At 52.3% G+C, this 18,516-nt stretch carries 15 protein-coding genes and 1 pseudogene; 3 read left to right on the top strand and 13 right to left on the bottom strand.

Annotated elements, in window-relative coordinates:
* Positions 1–130: 130 nt before the first annotated feature.
* The 9 genes and pseudogenes from FYJ62_RS08070 to FYJ62_RS08030 all read right to left on the bottom strand — a co-directional run bounded on the left by FYJ62_RS08070 (position 131) and on the right by FYJ62_RS08030 (position 8,078).
* Positions 131–987 (bottom strand): annotated as a pseudogene (locus FYJ62_RS08070) (aldo/keto reductase).
* A gap of 171 nt (positions 988–1,158) precedes the next feature.
* Positions 1,159–2,085 carry an L-lactate dehydrogenase gene (locus tag FYJ62_RS08065; protein WP_154549185.1) on the bottom strand — a complete coding sequence of 309 codons (927 nt, stop codon included), beginning with the start codon at positions 2,083–2,085 and terminating at the stop codon, positions 1,159–1,161.
* A gap of 305 nt (positions 2,086–2,390) precedes the next feature.
* Positions 2,391–2,936 carry a cyclophilin-like fold protein gene (locus FYJ62_RS08060; RefSeq protein WP_154549184.1) on the bottom strand — a complete coding sequence of 182 codons (546 nt, stop codon included), beginning with the start codon at positions 2,934–2,936 and terminating at the stop codon, positions 2,391–2,393.
* 62 nt (positions 2,937–2,998) lie between these two features.
* Entirely contained in the window at positions 2,999–3,829 is an 831-nt protein-coding gene (locus tag FYJ62_RS08055) for an exodeoxyribonuclease III (protein ID WP_154549183.1), read from the bottom strand.
* Positions 3,830–3,894: 65 nt separating this feature from the next.
* Positions 3,895–4,533 carry an HAD family hydrolase gene (locus FYJ62_RS08050; protein ID WP_154549182.1) on the bottom strand — a complete coding sequence of 213 codons (639 nt, stop codon included), beginning with the start codon at positions 4,531–4,533 and terminating at the stop codon, positions 3,895–3,897.
* Between the two features lie 93 nt (positions 4,534–4,626).
* Positions 4,627–5,340 carry a YjjG family noncanonical pyrimidine nucleotidase gene (locus FYJ62_RS08045; protein WP_154549181.1) on the bottom strand — a complete coding sequence of 238 codons (714 nt, stop codon included), beginning with the start codon at positions 5,338–5,340 and terminating at the stop codon, positions 4,627–4,629.
* Between the two features lie 533 nt (positions 5,341–5,873).
* Complete coding sequence (locus FYJ62_RS08040) at positions 5,874–6,698, bottom strand: hypothetical protein (RefSeq protein WP_154549200.1); 825 nt, start codon at positions 6,696–6,698, stop codon at positions 5,874–5,876.
* 142 nt (positions 6,699–6,840) lie between these two features.
* Positions 6,841–7,497 (bottom strand): histidine phosphatase family protein, encoded by a 657-nt coding sequence (locus FYJ62_RS08035; protein WP_154549180.1) that lies wholly within the window; start codon positions 7,495–7,497, stop codon positions 6,841–6,843.
* Positions 7,494–8,078 (bottom strand): SGNH/GDSL hydrolase family protein, encoded by a 585-nt coding sequence (locus tag FYJ62_RS08030; protein ID WP_154549179.1) that lies wholly within the window; start codon positions 8,076–8,078, stop codon positions 7,494–7,496. Before FYJ62_RS08030 ends, FYJ62_RS08035 begins: the two co-directional genes overlap by 4 nt.
* 263 nt (positions 8,079–8,341) lie before the next feature.
* On the opposite strand from FYJ62_RS08030, the gene FYJ62_RS08025 reads away from it, so the two are divergent.
* On the top strand, positions 8,342–10,456 hold the full coding sequence (locus FYJ62_RS08025; RefSeq protein WP_195837417.1) for a GGDEF domain-containing phosphodiesterase: 2,115 nt from the start codon (positions 8,342–8,344) through the stop codon (positions 10,454–10,456).
* Positions 10,457–10,519: 63 nt separating this feature from the next.
* Here FYJ62_RS08025 and FYJ62_RS08020 read toward each other — a convergent pair whose 3' ends face one another.
* The 3 genes from FYJ62_RS08020 to FYJ62_RS08010 all read right to left on the bottom strand — a co-directional run bounded on the left by FYJ62_RS08020 (position 10,520) and on the right by FYJ62_RS08010 (position 14,803).
* On the bottom strand, positions 10,520–11,611 hold the full coding sequence (locus FYJ62_RS08020) for a diguanylate cyclase domain-containing protein (protein ID WP_195837416.1): 1,092 nt from the start codon (positions 11,609–11,611) through the stop codon (positions 10,520–10,522).
* A 296-nt stretch (positions 11,612–11,907) separates the two neighbouring features.
* Positions 11,908–12,855, bottom strand: coding sequence for a glycosyltransferase family 2 protein (locus FYJ62_RS08015; RefSeq protein WP_154549176.1), 948 nt, complete (start codon positions 12,853–12,855; stop codon positions 11,908–11,910).
* A 10-nt stretch (positions 12,856–12,865) separates the two neighbouring features.
* A complete protein-coding gene (locus FYJ62_RS08010; RefSeq protein WP_229771873.1) occupies positions 12,866–14,803 on the bottom strand; it encodes a 6-pyruvoyl-tetrahydropterin synthase-related protein in 1,938 nt (645 codons plus the stop codon).
* Between the two features lie 593 nt (positions 14,804–15,396).
* Between FYJ62_RS08010 and larD the strand changes: the two genes are divergently transcribed.
* Positions 15,397–16,119: a D/L-lactic acid transporter LarD gene (larD, locus tag FYJ62_RS08005; protein ID WP_154549175.1), complete on the top strand. Its 723-nt coding sequence runs from the start codon at positions 15,397–15,399 to the stop codon at positions 16,117–16,119.
* Positions 16,120–16,559: 440 nt separating this feature from the next.
* Positions 16,560–17,096, top strand: a complete 537-nt coding sequence (locus tag FYJ62_RS08000; RefSeq protein WP_154549174.1) for a sigma-70 family RNA polymerase sigma factor — start codon at positions 16,560–16,562, stop codon at positions 17,094–17,096.
* A 108-nt stretch (positions 17,097–17,204) separates the two neighbouring features.
* On the opposite strand, the gene FYJ62_RS07995 is transcribed toward FYJ62_RS08000, so the two are convergent.
* Positions 17,205–17,990: a hypothetical protein gene (locus FYJ62_RS07995; protein WP_154549173.1), complete on the bottom strand. Its 786-nt coding sequence runs from the start codon at positions 17,988–17,990 to the stop codon at positions 17,205–17,207.
* Between the last annotated feature and the right edge of the window lie 526 nt (positions 17,991–18,516).

The raw sequence follows: 18,516 nt of genomic DNA, 5'->3' as shown, positions 1-18,516 counted from the left end.
GAACTGGATTCATGGCCAGTTTTGTCTGGCTAAAGCCACTAGGCACGGGCTTTCATCGCCCCTGCTTTTGACAAAGCTTATTTTCCAAGCTTTTAAGCCTGGCCATTAGTCTGCCCGGATAGCTATTTTTCTAGAAATTAGTCGTGTCTGGATCAGTTGCCAGGCCGCTGACTCCGTGGAGGCCGTCCAAGGTCTTCATTTCAGTCGCCGTCAGGGCAAAGTCAAAGACGTCAGCGTTGGCCTTGATGTATTCCGGGTGGACTGACTTTGGCAGCGGCAGGAAGCCATGCTGCAGCGACCAGCGGATCAGGACCTGGGCTGGAGACTTCGCGTGAGCCGCGGCCACCTGTTTGACCGTCTCATTGCCCAGCATGCCGCCAGTCCCCAGCGGGCTGTAGGCCTCGCTCAAGATGCCCAGCCGGTCGTTCATGGCCACGACCTCGGCTTGCAGGTCGCTTGGGTTCAAATAGATCTGGTTGACGGCTGGCTTGATTTCCGCCGTCTTCAGCAGTTCGTCCAGATGCTTTTGACGGAAGTTGGATACGCCGATTGCCCGGATCTTGCCGGCCTTGACCGCTTCTTCCATGGCCCGCCAGCTTTCAGCATTGGCCAAATCCAGTTGGCGCGGAAGCCGACTGGATTTGGCCAGTGAATCAGGTAGAGGTCGACGTAGTCCAGACCCAGCCGGGTCAAACTGGCATCGATCGCTTTTTTAGCGGCCTCATAGCCATGATCATTGTTCCACAGCTTGGTCGTCACGAACAAGTCGTGGCGGTTGACGCCACTGGCCTTGATCCCCTCGCCGACGCTGTCTTCATTGCCATAGGCAGCAGCCGTATCAATATGGCGGTAACCGGCGTTGATCGCCGCTTCAACGGACGTCTTGGCAACTTCGCCATCTGGCGTCTGCCAGGTCCCAAAACCGACAACAGGAATCTTAACCCCGTTGTTCAACACATAGGTATCAGTCAAGCTCTTCGCGCTCATTTATTGCTCCTTTGCTCACTATTTTTACTAACTTTTTGTAACTTACTTTAGTATAGCATTTTCTTTGCTCAGCTCCTATCAAACTGCTTTAAGAAGAAATAGTCAAAAATAAGGCTGCCCTCTCGGACAGCCTTATCTTTGGTATTTGACATTTGGACTTATTTCCCGGCCTTAGCCAAGGTATTCAGGCCCCAGCTTGGCCAGGTTGGTCTTCAGCTTGTCAGCTGAAGCGTTCAAGCGCTTCTTTTCGTCTTCGTTCAAGTCCAGTTCGAAGACTTCTTCGATCCCGTCCTTGCCAACGACGGCCGGGTAGCCGATGTAGGTACCAACGGATTCAACGTAGCAGCTGGTTGGGCCGTAGTAGTGGGCGTTGGAGAAGACGGCCCGGGCCAGACGAACCGCGCAGGTTGAAACGGCGTAGCAGGTGTAGCCCTTGCCGAAGCCAACCTTCATTGAGTTCTTGTTTGGCACGTCGCTCAAGACGTCACGCTCTTCCTTGCTGAAGAGGTCCATCGCGCTGCGGTTGTTGATGCGGACGGTTGACCAAGCCGTGAATTGGCTTGACCCGTGTTCGCCCAAAACGTAGCCTTCAACGTTGTGCGGGTCTTGGCCGAACTTTTCGCCGATCACTCTTTGCATTCTGGCCGTGTCCAAGAAGGTCCCGGTCCCGAAGACTTGGTTCCTTGGCAAGCCGGTGACCTTTTGCAAGATGGAAGTAACCACGTCACATGGGTTGGAGATGTTGATGATGACGCCGTTGAAGCCAGTTTCCTTGATCTTTTGGCCAACTTCCTTGGCGTTGGCGGTGTTGATTGGGAATTCCGCGAAACGGTCGCCAGTCTTGATGGTGGCAGCGACGTCACCAAAGGCAGTGATTACGACGTCAGTATCCTTCAATTCGTTCCAGTCGCCCCACTTAACGTTGACGTAGTAGTCGTTTCTGGCCAAGGTGTCCCGCAAGTCGCCCCATTCGGCCTCACACTTCTTCTCGTTCTTGTCCAACAAGACCAGTTCGTCCGCAATCGCGTGCGTGAACAGGGTAAAAGCGACAGTCGCACCAACGTGACCTAAACCAATGACAGCTACTTTTCTACTCATATGTAAGCCTCCTAACGCGAACCGCGTTGATATCACACAAATATTAAAAAATAATTATATCCTTCTGCCTGGATGAGCAAGCAAAAATTTCCTTTGCTTAAACAATAAGCCATCTTACCAGCATGTGCAAGAGATAATCATGATAATTTACTTAAATAACTTTTTAAGCTTAATTTAACAAAGTGAAGAAAAATAACAGTGCCTATAAAAAACACCAGCAGATAAAGAAAAAAGCGCGCAAAAAAAGCAAAGAGGAGCTGATCCTTATCACCATCTCTTCTTTGCTTTATTTGATTCATATTCTGTCAATCTTGGACGCTCAGCCTAACTTCCTTGGCCTTGCCAGCCGTCTTGACCAGGCTGGCCGCCTCTGGAACGGCCCGCTGCAAGCTCCCCAGCAAATAGAAGCCATTCTTGTACTCCTGGCCTTCCGCGAAAATAACCAGACGCCTGCTCTTGGCATCATAGCCAATTTGCCCGCTTCTGGCAAGGGTCCGCTTCTTCATGTGATTAGTTGGCAAAAGCAGCTTGTTCTCACTAATGGCCAGCCGCTTGCTCCTGTCCGGATCGAACTTGACCGTCGTTGGCATCCGCCGCTTCAAGGCAAAGCTGGCGGCGGACTTGTTCAAAGTCGCTTCAGCTATTGACCCCTTGCTGATCTTAATCGTGACTTTGTTGACATGATCATGCCGTTTGTCATCGTCGGTCGCCCGCAATGCTTTGCGGTATTCTGTCCCGTCAATGGTTTCTGAGCTCGTTTCCACGCCTGGGCGTGGGCCGCAGCCAACCGCCAGGACGCCGATCAAGACCGCGAGGTTGAGGCTGAGCAATTCCTTTAGATATGTCTTCATCCACAACACCTCGTTTTACATTCTATTACGAAGGCTGGGAAAAATAAATAAATTTTCGGAAATCACAAGGAAATTTTTAAATATATCGGACAATGGTCCGCCCGTTCGCCCGTGGAAATCATGTCCGACTCCTCAACCTTGCCGGCGATCCGGTCGGAAACCAGCCAATAATCGATTCTCCAGCCGGAATTGTTGGCCTTGGCCGCGCGAACCCGCTGGGCCCACCAGGAGTACTTGCCAGTCACTTGCCCATGAACCAGGCGGAAGGTATCGGTAAAGCCCGCGTCCAGCAGGCGGCCGAAACCGGCCCGCTCTTCATCGGTAAAGCCGGCTGAATGGTGGTTGCTTTCCGGGTGCTTCAGATCAATCTCCTTGTAGGCCGCGTTGAAGTCGCCGCTGGCTAGGACCGGCTTTTGCCTATCCAATTCCTCCAGATACTCACGGTACTTTTGATCCCACTGCTGGCGCAGGTCCAAGCGCTTCAGGCCGGTTCCGGAATTTGGCGTGTAGACTTCGGTCACGAAAAATTCCGGGAATTCCAAGGTAATGATCCGGCCTTCATCGTCCATGGTGTCCGGAGCACCGATGACCGGATAGGTCACCTTCGGCTCACCAAGTTCTTTCTTATACAAGTACATGGTACCGGCGTAGCCCTTTCTGGCTGGCTCTTGGCTGGACCGCCAGACGTAGGCATACTCCGGAAAGAGCTCAGCCAAGAGCTTCTGGTGCTTCTTGCTTGGGCCAGCCGCTGGCAGCTTGGTCTCTTGAATGGCCAGCAGGTCAGGCTGCTCAGCATGCACCTTGGTCAAAACCTCGCGCGTCATCAAGGCTCTGGCGGAAGTCCCCGTCAAAGCCGCGTTCAATGAATCAATATTCCATGAAATTAAAAGCATTTTTCCTTTTGTCTTTTCTAGTTGCTTGTCTGTCTCGTTCTATTATCTGCTATTTCCCGGGAAATTTAGAAGCTCAGAATGTCAGTTGGATAGCTGGCCGTAAAGTCTGGCTTTTCCGCGGCCAGCGCGGCCAGGTCAAAGGCGCCCCAGGTGCAGGCACAGGTCTGGCAGCCAGCGTTCTTCCCCATTTTGATGTCGTACTTGGCATCGCCAAGCATGATTGAGTCGGCCAAGTCAAGGTCATAGCGCTTGGTCAAGAGCTCGATTTCATCCGGAGCTGGCTTGTGGTTGACGACTTCGTCAGCACCGACAAAGTCCGTGAAAAAGCTGGTCATATGCAGCATTTCCAGGTTATGGGCCAGTTCGGCGTGGGTCTTGCTGGAGCAGACGTAGAGCTTCTTGCCCGCCAGGAGCAATTCGGTCAGCAGCTTGCTGATCCCCGGAAAGACCTTGACCATCCCATCTTCAAGCTTGTTGTATTCAGCCATCGCTTCCTCAAAGAGGCGGTTTGCCAATTCAGGCCGGTGGCCTGCTCTGGCCCAGCGGGCAATTGAAACGTTGATGGGAATCCCCATGGCACCGTAAACCTCAGCCCTCGTTGGCACCTTGACCCCATGCTCTTCAAAAGTCTTCTGGACCGAGGCCACGTATATGTCACGGGATTCACACAAGGTCCCGTCAAAGTCAAAAAAGTAATTTTCCATATTGTTTCCTCACTCCTGATCAGTTTCCTACCAATTATAACCTAGAAAGCAAAAGCGGACCCGCGCCGCGTCCGCTTCTGCAAATCATGTGGCCTAGACCAGGGCGTTAGCCGCGAAGTCGCGCTTGAGAATCCGCTGGAATTGGGCATAGTTGTCGACCGTGAAGAGGGGGTGAAGGTGGAGGGTGTTCTTGCGGTGGCGGTGGTTGTACCAGATGGAGTCAAAGCCATAGCCCGCGGCCCCCAAGATGTCTGAGGACAGGCCGTCCCCGAAGAAGAGGGTTTCGCTGGGGCTGAACTCGCTTCTTGAGAAGAAATAGTCGAAGATTTCCGGGTTAGGCTTCTGCGCTCCCGCCTCTTCACTGGTAACGATCAGGTCAAAGTAATCGTGGACGCCAGCCAGGCGCAGGCGGTGCTCCTGCCCAAACTGCTCCCCGTTGGACAGAATGGCCAGGTGATAGCCCAGGCGCTTGGCGTAGCGCAGGGTTGCCTCAGCCCCAGGAAGCAGCTTGTGGCCATTGTGGAAGTAGTCGTGGAACTCATTGGCCACGTCCATCCCGTCGACTTCAACCCCGCAGTATTTCTTGATCAGGGCCGGAAACATGACCTTGTAGAGCTCTTCCAGTTCAAGCTCCCCCTTCTCCAGCCGGCGCCACAAGCCTTCATTGTAGGCGTGGAATTCCCGCTCAAAGTCGTTGGTAAGCCGCCAGCCGCGGGACTTGAACAGCATTTCCAGGGAATCATGCTCCGTGGCGAAAGTGTCAATCAGAGTATCGTCAACATCCAGAATCAATTGTTTGTAGCGCATAAAACCTCCTGTTTTCAGCTAATCTCAACACACAAATCCGTTTCCGAATTTTATTAGTCCTAAATTCTAACCTAAAAGCCGGTCTAGTTCAATGAAAAAGTTTGCAAACGGCAGGTTAAATCATTGCATCCCGCACCACCACTGCATTTTGTGGTCCTCCCTTAGTAGTTATCTACATCTTGTGGATAACTTGGGAGAATTGTGTGTATATCTTGTACTATTGTCAAAAAAGCTCTAGATCTTGCGTTTTCACGCATTTTTTCAGCCAGCCAAAAAGATATACGTGGTGCAAAATCAATACAATATTTCATTTACATCAGTCGGCTTTAGCTATATCATATTAATTATTGATAGCTTTCTTCTAAAAAGCTGGTCTTAGTCCTGGCCCTGGCCCGGCAACTGGCTCCGGTCTTCCGGAAATTCGCGGTCAAAAGCCAGCTAAGCAAGTATTAGCCCAAAAACGTACTGAAGCCTTTCTCGTCTTCAGCACGTTTTGTCGTTTGTTCAAATTTGCTTTCTGCCTGTTGACTTCCCTACTGCTGGTAGAGGCTGACCAGCTGCTCAGCCAGGTCCGGCTGCTTGGGCTCCACGTCGCGGGCAATTTCGATGGCGTCAATCTCGCCGGTGTGAATCTTTTCCACGTTTTCAGGCGACAGGCCCTTGGATTCAATCATTTCCAAGGCCGTCGGCAGGTCGTGGTACTTGTACATCTTTCCCCTAAGCGCCTCTTGCCGGGTCCCGTCCAGCATCCGCCGCAAAAGGCGTTCCAGCTCTTTTTCCTGTCCTTCCGGCACATTGAATTCCATCCGCCGCAGCTGCTTTGGGATGGCCTCTACGGCGTCCTCAGGGCTGCTCCCGTAGCTGACGGAGTGCAATTGGGTCAAGGCTTCAAAGAAGGCCTCTTCCAAGCGGTCGTCAGACAAATCCGGATTGGTGTCCCGCAAATACTGGCGGTACTCCTCAGTAGCCGTGGTTCTTTCGTAGTACCATTCGTTTTCCCGGCGGAGGAATTCGTCCTTGGCCGGCACGTAGTAGATCCGGTCATGCTGGCGGCGCTTAAGCTGGTTGAAGTCCTCGGGCAGGTCCATCAGGACCCAGTCGCCATAGAGATAGAACTCCTCGTCCTCATCATCGTCGCCGTCTTCCTGCTTGGCCAGCTCCTTTTCCCCGGCAATGTTGTAGTCCTGGTTGCTCTGGTCCAGCATGGTGAATTCCCAAAAATCGTCCTCATCGACATTGAGCAGGGGATTTTGGTGCTCAAAAATGTGGTAAGCATGCCGCAGGGGAATTATCCCGTACATGTTGATCATTGAATAAAGATAACGCCTGATCAAGGCTCTGTTTTCGTTATTAATCATCATTTCTCACCTGCCATTTTTATTGGCTCGCTAAAGCTTAACTCACGTTCTTTTCTCGTTAAAACTATTATAAATCAGCCCGTTTTCAATGTAAGGGCTAACATTTTGCCTGAGTTCGTGTTATGGTAGAGAATTGCTAGAATCAGACTTCCCGGCCGAATTCTTCCAAGCTGACCTGACCGTCGTCATCCACGTTCAGCACGGTCATTTCCGTGTGCGACGGCAGGCGGCCAGGGATCTTTTGGCCGTCCTTGGCCAAAAGCGTGGCCAGGCAGTGGATGGAGCAGGCGTGGCAGACCAGCAGGATATTCTTTGAGTCATCCAGATTGGCCAGCCAGTTGATCCCGCGGCGCAGCCGGTCAACGTAGACCTTGCCCGGCTCCGCGTCTCCTTGCGGGTCGGCCGCGTGGAAAATGTCGCCAACTTCTTCCCAGCTGACCCCGTCCGCGACCGCGTCAACCACCCGGTCATACTTGTCATTGCCAAAGGCCTGGTGCACGCCATCAGTGTCGTAGATCGCCTCAAAAAAGCCAAAGAAGTATTCCCGCAGGTCTGGCGTTTCCACCATCTTGACTTTCTGCCAGTTGTCGTTTTCAGACACGATGATCTTGCGGGTGTCGCTGGCCCGCTTCAAGTCGCTGGAGGCCACCAGGTCAAACGGGATCTTCTTGAAGGTTTGCCCGATCCGGTGGGCTTCCGCGATTCCGCTCTCAGTCAGTGGCGCGTCTGACCAGCCTTGCAGGCGCCGGTACTTGTTCAGGTAGGTCTGGCCATGTCTGACCATGTAAATCTTTTTCATCTTTTCAAACCTTTCTCAGGCAGCCATTCTGCCAGCTTCTTGCCCAAAAGCTCATAGCCCGCGCCCCCGAAGTGGAGGCCGTCGTTCAACTCGCCGCGGCAAAGCTGGGACAAGCCGCCCTGTCTCATCATTGCTTCAAAGAAGTCCGCGTAGGCACACTGGTACTTCTTCGCTGTTTCTTCCAATACTTTAGCATACTTTGCCAGTTCCGCGTTCCGCCGCACCCTTTGTTTTTCCTCGTCAACAGCCGGACCGGAGACCAGGACGGTCCTGGTCTTGGGATAAAAGCAGACGACCGCGGAAACGATGCTCTCAATATTGCGCCGGTACTGGTCCAGCGGCACCAATTTGTGCTGGGCCGCGTCGTTGACCCCAACCATAATAAAGAGCTGGTCAGCCCGCGGCTGCTTGAAGACCAGATCCCCCAGCAAGGCCAGCATGGCTCCGGAATTGATTCCGCAGATGGATTGGTTGGCAATTTCCAAATCTGGAAAGCGTTCATGCAGAACGTGGTTGATTCTTGGCTCATTCAAGCCCTCGTGGCGGGCAAACAGGCTGTCGCCCAATAAAATAACGCGCATTTTCATTCTCGGCTTTCATTATTTTCTTTTCTTATCAGAATTTAGCATTTGCTAACGACCGTCAGCATCGATTTATAATTTTCATCGATTCAAAACGCTGATAGATCAACGTCTTCAGTTGTCTTAACAAAGAAGCTATAATTTTTCGCTTACCAGTGAAGATATTGATGCTATTATAGATGAGAATAAGTTTACCCGCTTTCACCAAGCAGCAATATGAGCATCTTTATCTGGAAAATTCTCGTAAACAGAGGTTATGGATAATGAATCGATTCAATCATTTTACGCCAGAAACCAAGAAAAGCTATGAGCAGCTCGGTCTCGCCCTCGCCATCTTCATGAAGTGCAAGGACCAGACAGAGACCCTTTTGGTGTCTGACGGTCTCTGTCAACTATACCACCTTAAGCGCAAAGAGCTCATGGCCTATTTTAACGGAGCGGCTGCCGATGAGCACTATTCTTTGACCAAAAAACGGGTTGAAGTCCTGGTCAACCAGATCTTGGGCGCCGATCGGCAGACCATCACCGTCCGCGTCAAGATCAACAATTTCTACCACACCCTCTTGCTCCACGCCAAGCGGCAGCAATTGGCCGACGGCAGCCTGCTGTGCTTCATCGATTACTTTGACCTCAGCGCCGACCAGCTGGAAGTAACGCCTAAAGCTGACCGCAACGCGCCAGACGCCCCCCGCTACAAGGACGACCTGACCGGGTTGGTCAACACTACCTACTTGAACCGCTTCGGCCGTGACTTCTTGGTCGACAAGCTGGATGAGGGCCTGCGGCCGGTGATCATCCTCTTCAACGTCACGGGCATGCGGGCCTTCAACGACCGCTACGACTACCGCCAAGGCGACCGACTCCTGATCAAGCTGGGCCAGATTTTGGTGCAAACCTTCACCAGCGGTCTGGTCATCAAGCACAGTGAGGACCGCTTCATCGTCTTGACCACGGCCACGGACTACATTGCCAAGATCAAGACTGCCCAGAAGCTTTTTGTGGCTGGCATCAGCAACTCGCTGACCAATATCAAGGCCGGAATCTATTATTACGAGAACCGCGCGGAAGGCATGGAAGCCGCCCTCGACAAGGCCCGGCAAGCCCTCCAGTACACCGGCAGCGACCTGACCCAGCTCTACCACGTCTATGATTCTGCCGTCCAGGAAAGCTTTGGCAACCGCGACTACGTGCTCACCCACTTCTGGGAGGCCTTGGACAAGCGCTGGATTCAGCCCTACTACCAGATGGAAATCAGAAGCCTGACCGGTCAGATCTGCGGCTATGAAGCCCTGGCCCGGTGGATCGACCCGGACAAGGGCATCTTGAGTCCCGCGACTTTTATCAGCGTGCTGGAAGACATGCACCTGATCAACCTGCTGGACCTGTCCATCGTTGAACAGGTCTGCGAAACGATCCATGACTGTCTTGAGGATGGCATTTCGGTCCAGCCGATCTCTATCAACCTGTCCCGGGTCGACTTCCAAGTCTGCGACATCTTCCAGGAAGTCGACCGAATCCGGAAAAAGCACGACATCCCGCCTTACTATCTGAAGATCGAGATCCTTGAGTCCACCTTGACCCGGGTGCCTGGTCAATTGCTCCTGGCCATGAGCAAGTTCCACCAAGCCGGCTACCAGATCTGGATGGACGATTTTGGCTCCGGCTATTCCAGCCTGAACAACCTGAAGGACTTCAACTTTGACCTGATCAAGATCGACATGATCTTTTTGAAGGATTTTGCCAATAACCCCAAAAGCCGGATCATCCTGTCCTCAATCGTCAACATGGCCAAGCAATTGGGCCTGCACACCCTCTGCGAAGGAGTTGAGACCAAGGAACAGGCCGATTTTCTGCGCGACATCGGCTGCGAGCGTCTGCAGGGCTTCCGCTTCTCCAAGCCTCTGCCCCTGGAAGAGGTGATCAGCCTAATCCATAAAAACGGCTATGGCCACTATGAGCCGGTCGAGCTGAACGACTACTATGACCAGGCGGGCCTGGCCAACCTGCTGGTCGATCCCATGTCAGACAGCAACGTGCTTGACAAGCGCCAGCTGGCCTTGCCGGTCTCAATCATTGAACGGCGCTCCGATGACAGCCTGCGGCTCTACTACATCGACCGCGCCTACCAAAAGCAGCTGGAAGAAGCTGGTTTCAGCCAGGGCTCCTGGCAGGACCAGATCAATTACAGCAACGTCTACCACCACCTCCTGCTGGACCTGATGAGCGAGAGCCAGCAGACGCGGGTTCCCGCCACCTTGACCTTGAACGGCTTCACGATCAACGTCCGCTTCCTGGCCAAGCACGACGACCGGCAAATGTACGTCTGCACCATTCAGAACTTTGCCCAGTACGTCTACCTGGCCCAAAAATGCCGCTAAATAAAAAATTGTTCAATATCGCACCGTTTGGTATGATACTTGAACAATTTTTTTGCTTCTATGCTAGATTTCCACGCCGCTGTGGCAGACAAGGCCGCTCTCCCCAGCTGCTTCTTTCAAGGACCAGGCCAGCTGCTTTAAGACCGCGTCACCGGTTTGGTGACCATAGTAGTCGTTGAAGAACTTGAAGTCGTCAACGTCCAAAATCGCCAAAGCAAACGGCTGCTTTGGCCGGCGACGCTGCTCCTTTTCCATAGCCTCCTCAAAGCCCAGCCGGTTGTAGATCTGGGTCAAGGCATCGTACCTGGCGGCCCGGCGCAGATCAAACAAGATGCCCAGCCGCCTGATGGCGACCATGGTCAAGATCAGCAATAGCAGGTCCACGAGCAAGGCATAGGCCAAAAAGCGCCGGGTTTTCCGCTTGTAGGTCCACCCGCCTGTTGGAGCCAGGTCAAAACGCCAATGGCTGCCGCCCTGGCTGATCTCAAAGCTATAGCTTTGGGGATTTTCTGGCTGCTTCTTGGACGCGAGAACCACTGCTCGCTCCTGGCTGCCAGGAGCCAGGTTCTTGGTCAGCTTGTAGTCGACATGGGCTATTTTCAAGCTGGCGGTCGTAATTTTCAAGATTTCCGAAATTTTGACTTCACAAGCCGCGTAGCCCCAGAGAATCTTCCGGCGCTGCTGCTTCAGGAAAATCGGCTGGTAAAAAATGAAGCCGCGGCTGCCGTCGCTCAAGTCCACCGGCCCCTGAATGACCATCTCATTGCGCTTGGCCGCGTAGCAGCGGGCCAACTGGCCGCTTTTGGCCCTCATCGTTTTAGCCGCCCTGTGGCTGTTTTCTGGATAGAAAAACCGCTCGACGTCCCCTTTTTGGGGCAAAAGCTGGAGACTGACCGCGTACTTCTGCCGCGCCACCAATTGCTTGGCTATGGCTTTAAAATTGTTGATCTTGCCGTTGCTTTGGGCCGTAATCAGCCGCAATTCCGCGGTTATGGTCCGGGCCCGGTTCAGCTCCTGGCTGGCCGTCAAGGCAGTAGTCTTCGCGGCTATTTTGGCCTTGGTCAATTCGTCTGCCTTGCCGCGTTCATATTCGCTTTTGGTCAGACCGTAGGTGCCCAGAGCCATAATTGCCAGCACGATCGTCAATAAGAGCACGCCGTATTTTTTCTCCCAATGGCTTTTGCTTTGTTCCCTAATAATGATTCCACCTTTATTTTTATCACTTAGTTTTCTTATCATATCACGTTAGCTTGCATAACAGTTTCCTTATTATCGCACATAGTTTTCCAAAAAGCCATCTGCCGGCAGCAAAGTTATTAAAAAGGCAAAAAGCAGCTTTTTTCTTGCTAAATCAGCACTTTTCGCGTGCATATTATTATTCTAATAATACAATGATCATTTGTAAAAAAAGACCAAGCTTCCACTGGCGAAAGCTTGGTCTTTGCTTGTCTTTAGTCGATCTTCTTCACGTCGTCGATATTGGATTCACGTGAAATATAGTGCGGCCGGCGCTTGCTCTCCATGTAGACCTTGGCCAGGTACTGGCACATGACCCCCAGAGACAGCATGATCAAGCCGCCGATAAAAATGATCACGCAGATCAGCGATGCCCAGCCGGCAACCGGGTCGCCAATGGCAATCTTTCTGATAATGATCACGATCAGCATGATGAAGGCCACAAAGGTCATCAAAATCCCCATCCATGAGGACAAGGTCAGCGGCACCAGGGAGAAGTTGACGATCCCGTCCAAGGCATACTTGAACAGCTTCCAGAAGTTCCACTTGGTCTCCCCGGCCACGCGCTCCACGTTTTCATAGGGCAGCCAGTAAGTCTTGAAGCCAACCCAGCCGAAAATCCCCTTGGAGAAGCGGTTGTACTCGCTCATTTCGATGATGGCGTCCACCATGTCCCGCTTCATCAAGCGGAAGTCCCGGGCCCCGTCAACGATGTCGGAGTCGGAGATCTTGTTGATGATCTGGTAGAACTTGTGGGCAAACCAGCTGCGGACTGGCGGCTCGCCCGACCGGTCTTCCCGGCGGGTAGCGACGGAGTCGTATTCGCCTGAGTCCAAAATAGCGATCATCTTCGGCAGCAGGGCCGGCGGGTCCTGCAGGTCGGCGTCCATGACCGCGACATAGTCGCCGTGGGCATTGACGAAGCCGGCGTACATGGCCGATTCCTTCCCGAAGTTTCTGGAGAAGGAAATGTAGTAGACATGCGGGTCCTTTTTGGCAAAATCCTTGAGGATTTCCAGGGTCTTGTCCCGGGAGCCGTCGTTGACAAAAATCAATTCATAGTCGTTTTTCAGTTCCTGCATCACTTTCGTGACGACTGGGTAGAACAGAGGCAAAGCCTCTTCTTCGTTGTAGCAGGGAACGATGATTGAGATCTTCTTCATAATGTTGCTGCTATGCCTTCTTTTCTTCTCTCTTCTTGAAAAAACCGCCGCGCCAAAGCAGGCCCCAAACGACCGCGGCAAATTGCCCCAGCAAAGAGACCGCGATGGCCAACTTGATCCAAAGCGGCGTCTGGAATTCCAAGTAGGCGGTGTTGGTGCCCTTGGTCTTTTCGGGAACCGTTGGGGCGCCAACCCGGTTGCGCTTGTACTTGGTCAAGACCCGCCCGTTGACGGTCAGCTTGGACTGCTTGTAGGTAATGACTGGCAATTGCTGCTTGTGCTTGCCCTTCTTGGCCTTCCAGGTCAATTTCAAGCCGTGCTTGACCGCCTTGATCTTGACATTGCGGTTGTGGTTCATGACGGACTTGCGGTAAGCGGCGGTAATCTTGGAGTTCTCCATCGTATAATACTGCTTCCACTTGTAAGTGTACAAGTGGCTTGGCACGTCAGGCTCTGGATCCCACTTGTAGACCGGTAGGTAGTCCGGAATGGCCTTCTCGGTCATGTCCAGGAAGACTTGCAGGTCATGGGCGTGAGTGGCCGCATTAGTGTTCACCAGCGCCTGCTTGCGCTGGTCATCCAGCTTGACTGGGTGATAGGCACCGTAGTCTTCCATCGCCTTCTTTTTCTTCTTTTTCTTCTCGCGGGGGCTGGTCTTTTGGGTCTCTTCGCCGAATTTGGTGTTCCGGCTGCGGCCAACGTTGTTTTGGTATCCAGCCCAGGCATTGGAGGTCAAGGTGATGACCAGGCAGTCGGCTGCCGCGAAAGTCAGCAGGCCGAGCAAGGCATAGGCCGCGGCCTTGACCCACTTTTGCTTGCGGCGCAGGATGTGCTCAAACGAAAGACCCAGCCCGACGATCAACAAGGGGTAAGCGATGCAGACGAAACGGGATGGGAACTGAATGAAGCGGGCCAAGGCCGGCAAGTGGTTAGTGATCCGGTCCCATTCAACCAAGCGGGAGGCCAGAAGCAGCCAAAAGCCGCCATAAAGCGAAACGACGACGTTGGCCTTGCTTTCCTCGCGCGTCCAGATCGCGTAGATGACCTGGACGATAAAGGCGTAGGCCAGCCAGTAAGTCAAGCTGGCCCGCAGGTTGTGGGTCAGAATTCTGAACGGGTGGAAGGCCACCGTAGTGTGTTTCAAGTGGACCGCGTTTTCCAGCATCCTCATTGTCGCCGTTGGCGCCAAAGTATTGGTCTTGGACATCCAGTATAGGGGCAAGAGGGTGTTGACCGTCAAGAAGATAGTCAGCAGCACGGCCTTCAAGGTGTTCAGCAAGATTCCCCGCTTGTCTTCGCGCTTGATGATGGCATAAAGCCAGGCTGGCACCAGGAAAGCCATGTACATCAGCGCCGTGAGCAGGTGGACTTCCAAAGCGACCGTCATCAGGATGGTCAGCTTAATCCAGTGGATTGGCTTCTCTTTGTCATAGAACATGTCGCAAGCGACCAAAATTCCGTAAGGCATCAAGGCAGCGCCGATGCCGGAGAAGTTGGAGCCAGACTGCCAGCGCGGCAGCCAGCCGATAGTCATGTAGATGATCGTCACCAAAACGGCAATGCTGCCCCGTACATTAAAGCGGTGCACGGCCCTGTACATCCCCACGCCCCCGACCGCGAAGACCAAGAAGCTGGTGATAATTTGATATCGGTACCAGGTCCCGACCGCCAGCAGCAGCAGCCCGTTCAAGTAGGCAAAGGCCGGGCCGTAAAGCGCGTTGATTACCCGGCCTGACTGGTTGAACCCGTACAGGGTCATGAACCAGCTAAGGTTGCCGTTTCTTATTTGCTCCTCGGTTTCATAGAAGCGGTTGAAGTGGAAAATCGTATCGGAACCGATAATGATGTTCCCTGTTCGCATCTGCCGATAGGCCAAATAGGCGGCAAAAAGAACGACCGCCAAATACGGCCAACAGGCCGCATAGTTGATCTTTTTGAGCTTTTTCATATTTATAGTCTTTTCCCTTTCTTCGACTGATCCGATGGCAGGATATGCCAAATAAGCATATATCCTGCCTCGACATATTCCTAATAATACTATAGTTTCTGTGTTTTTCAAAAAAATGCGGTTAAAATTAAGGTAAGTATCATAAAAGCTGCCGATTATGCACGTCTTTGCATAAAAAGGCGTGCATAAGTGCTAGCGCGCAAAAAAAGACAGCCAGGGGATGGCTGTCTTCTAGGTAGTGTATATATGTTGTGTATGTGTATATCAGGGAAAGAAAAATATAAAAAATAGAGTTCATAGACTAAGATCTCTCTTGTCTATGCTTCATATCATACGGGGAAGTTATGAACAATTTGTGAACACATTTCTCCTCTTTCGTGAATTTTGCTTAACAAAATGCTAACTTTTACGAGATTGGACCTTTATGGCAATTTTCTCCGCTGGTGTTGCACAAAATCCGTTTTTTGTCAAAAAAATTGCCGCGAATCTTAAGTTTTTGTAACAACTTCTATTTCTTTTAGTCTTTTTGGCGTGTATAATGTTCTTGTTATTGTGTTAAAAAATTTGATTATTGTAATAAGGAGAACAGGATTTTGTTACAAAACCTCTTGTATGAGTTCTTGTCAACCGGACTCATGATTCTTTTCGGTGTCGGCGTTCACTGCGACGAAGTATTGAAGGACACTAAGTACCACGGCTCAGGCCACGTTTTCGCCATCACTACCTGGTCATTCGGCATTACTGCCTGCCTTTTCATCTTCGGCGGTGTCTGCATGAACCCTGCAATGGCTCTTTGCCAAGCAATCTTGGGCCTGATCCCATGGTCAGCCTTCATCCCTTACACGATCGCTGAATGCCTTGGTGCCTTCGCTGGTGCCTTGCTCGCCTACTTCATGTACGCTGACCACTTCAAGGCTTCAGAAGGCAACGTTGACGGCATTGCTACCCGCAACATCTTCTCAACCAACCCTAACCTGCGCAACCTGCCAAGAAACTGGATGGTCGAAATGATCGCCACTACTGTTTTCTTGACTGGGATCCTGGCAATCGTGGCCAAGTTTGAAAAGTTCGGCCAAACTCCACTGCTGGTTGGTCTCCTGGTATGGGCCATCGGTATGGGCCTGGGCGGTACCACTGGGTTCGCCATGAACCAAGCGCGTGACCTCGGTCCTCGTCTGGCTTACCAAATCCTGCCAATCAAGAACAAGGCCAACAACGACTGGCAATACGGCCTGATCGTTCCAGGCACGGCACCATTTGCCGGTGCCCTGGTCGCCGCAGCCTTTGTTAAGTACGTTCTGAAGCTGACTTTCTAAAATCAGCCAATAAATCTCAAAAGATTAGGACGCTCATCTAAATTAGATGAGCGTTTTTTGGTATTTGGGCAATCGCATGTGGGAAAATCGCTGCAGTTGGGGACTTTTCGGGAAGCATTTGCGCTTCAGCAGCTCGCTGCTGTGATTTGAGATACATAAGAAGGCTTCTAGAAGTGACAAAACTTCTAGAAGCCTTTTTATTCGTTAGAGCTTTTTCCTAGATTCTTTTTGAATGCTCTTTTACCCAGGACGCGGGCGGCCAAAAGCTTGTTCTTACAGGATTCTTGTTTTGTAAAGGCAAACTTGCTTGCTGGTCTGGCGACGTTTTAAGCGCTTTCGCGGCTGGAAGAAAGCAGCTGGCAGACAAGGTAAGCTAAAGGTGCGCAAGGCCTTGTGACAAACTGACAAATTACCAACAGATTTTAAGGAGCGTCACGAATATGCAGCACCAACACTTAACCATCAGTCAAAACAGCCTCAACCGGGCCTGGGCCAACAAAAAGCTGGTCGCCGGAGCACTGAAGACCGCCCACGTGCGGCCGTCCTACAGCAGCTACGAAGACCTGCTCCAGGACGGAATCCTGATTTATGCCCAAAGCCTCGATGAGGCACCGAAATGCCAGGATCCCGCGGTCACCGACCGCTTTGCCTTCCGCCGGGTCTACTGGCGGACCCTGGACCAGCTGCGCCGCCACCAGCGCGACGAAGAAGCCGCGACCCCACTGGACTTTGCCTATGACCTGGCCAGCTTGGACGAGTTCGAGCACACCGAGCGCGGCCTGCTGATCAAGGAAGCCCTGGAGCATTTAAGAGAGCCTGAGTACCTGGTCATCACCCTCAACCTCTGCAACGGCTTGAGTCTGAAGGAGATCGCCAAAAAGCAGCAGCTCTCCTACCGGACCGTCAACCGTCTCAAGCAGCACGGCCTCGACCAGCTCCGGCTGGATTTGGCTTGCTTGAAGGAAGATCTGGACTAAGCAAGGGCAAGCACCGGAAAAGCAGCAAAATCAGCAACAACTAACAAGCCATTAAAATTGACGATACCTAAAAACGGTTATTTCCTGGGAAATAACCGTTTTTCTTTGTCAGCAATGCCACTGGTGCTTCTTGCGGTTCTCCCGCCAGAAGTAGTCTAGGTCCCCCACCTGTTCATCCAGCCACAGCTCATCGCCGACCAGGTGCAGATAGTCCTCCCAGCAGGTCTGGCGGACCTGGTCCGCGGCCTCCTTGACCGCCAGACATTTTCCAGTCTTCAGCTGCTGGTCAAGCAGACTTCTTTCCGCCAGCTGGCGCTTACTCTGCCTTTGGTCGATGCAGGCCCGGCAGCCAAAGAACTCCTCCGTCTGGTGCAGCCAGGATCCAATCAGGGCATTGTGGGCTATCGCTTCTCTTGCAGCCTTGCGGGCCCTGGCAAAAGTACGGGGGTATTCCAGCAGGAAGCAGCGGCAGCCGCTTTGGTCGACAAAGGCCATCTGGCCGTCAAGCTCCCGGATGGACCGGACCTGCTGGAGGGCGATCAAATCCACCCGCCCGCTCTTTAAGGCCTTAGGCGAAAACAGGGCATAGTGCCCAAGAGACAAAACGTGCTGGTCGCGCAGGCCCAGCTTATCATAAGCCAGATGCTCCAGCGGCCATAAATCAAAGGGACAGCTGGCCAAGAGCTGGCGCAGCAGGCTGCTGGTGCTGGCTGGGGACAGCAAAAAGCCCTGCTCCTGGTCAAGAATCAGGCTCTTAGGGCCATCTAAGCCCAAGCCCGTCAAGTCATAGGCCACGATCGTGGCTGGACTCAGGCGGTAGTTTTGGGCCATTTTTGGACATTGTTTTTCTTCGCTGATCAATTTGACCAGCTGCTTCTTATCATAAACGCGCATGTGCAGTCGCTCCTTTTGCTTTTTAGTGATTTACGGGTTTGACTGCATCCAAAACTTTTCTAGGCTAATATATCATTTCCCGGGGAATTTTTAAAACGCTAACATGCATCGCCAGCCTATTTATTTTTCCTGTCTGTCTTTTTGCAAGCCTGCTTGTTCTCATTGCCTCACAAATGGCTTATCATTATTCTGTTAGATATATGCCACATTATTTCCTATTTATTTCTGCAGATAGACCTGAAAGAAGCGCACCTGAAGCAGGCCGGTCAGGCTTATCCATATGTGGATGACATGCTCCCCCGACCAAGGTCGGGGGTTTCTTTATAGGCTAGTGCTCACGCGCAGCCTACAGCTTCTGAGAACGACCAACTTATTCTTGCAAGCAGGCTTGACCGAAGTCAAGCCTGCTTTTTTACTGGTTCTGTCCAGCAAGCTGAACAGCAGTGCAAAAACAGAGGTCAGTCTATTTATCACGGAAGTGCCCCCTCCGACGATTCCGCCAAGCCGCATTGACTGCTGCTTGACG

It is taken from the genome of Lactobacillus porci (genome assembly GCF_009695985.1).
Classification (GTDB): Bacteria; Bacillota; Bacilli; order Lactobacillales; family Lactobacillaceae; genus Lactobacillus; species Lactobacillus absianus.
Note: the sequence above shows the minus strand (reverse complement) of the source record. Positions and strands in the feature narration are given on the sequence as shown.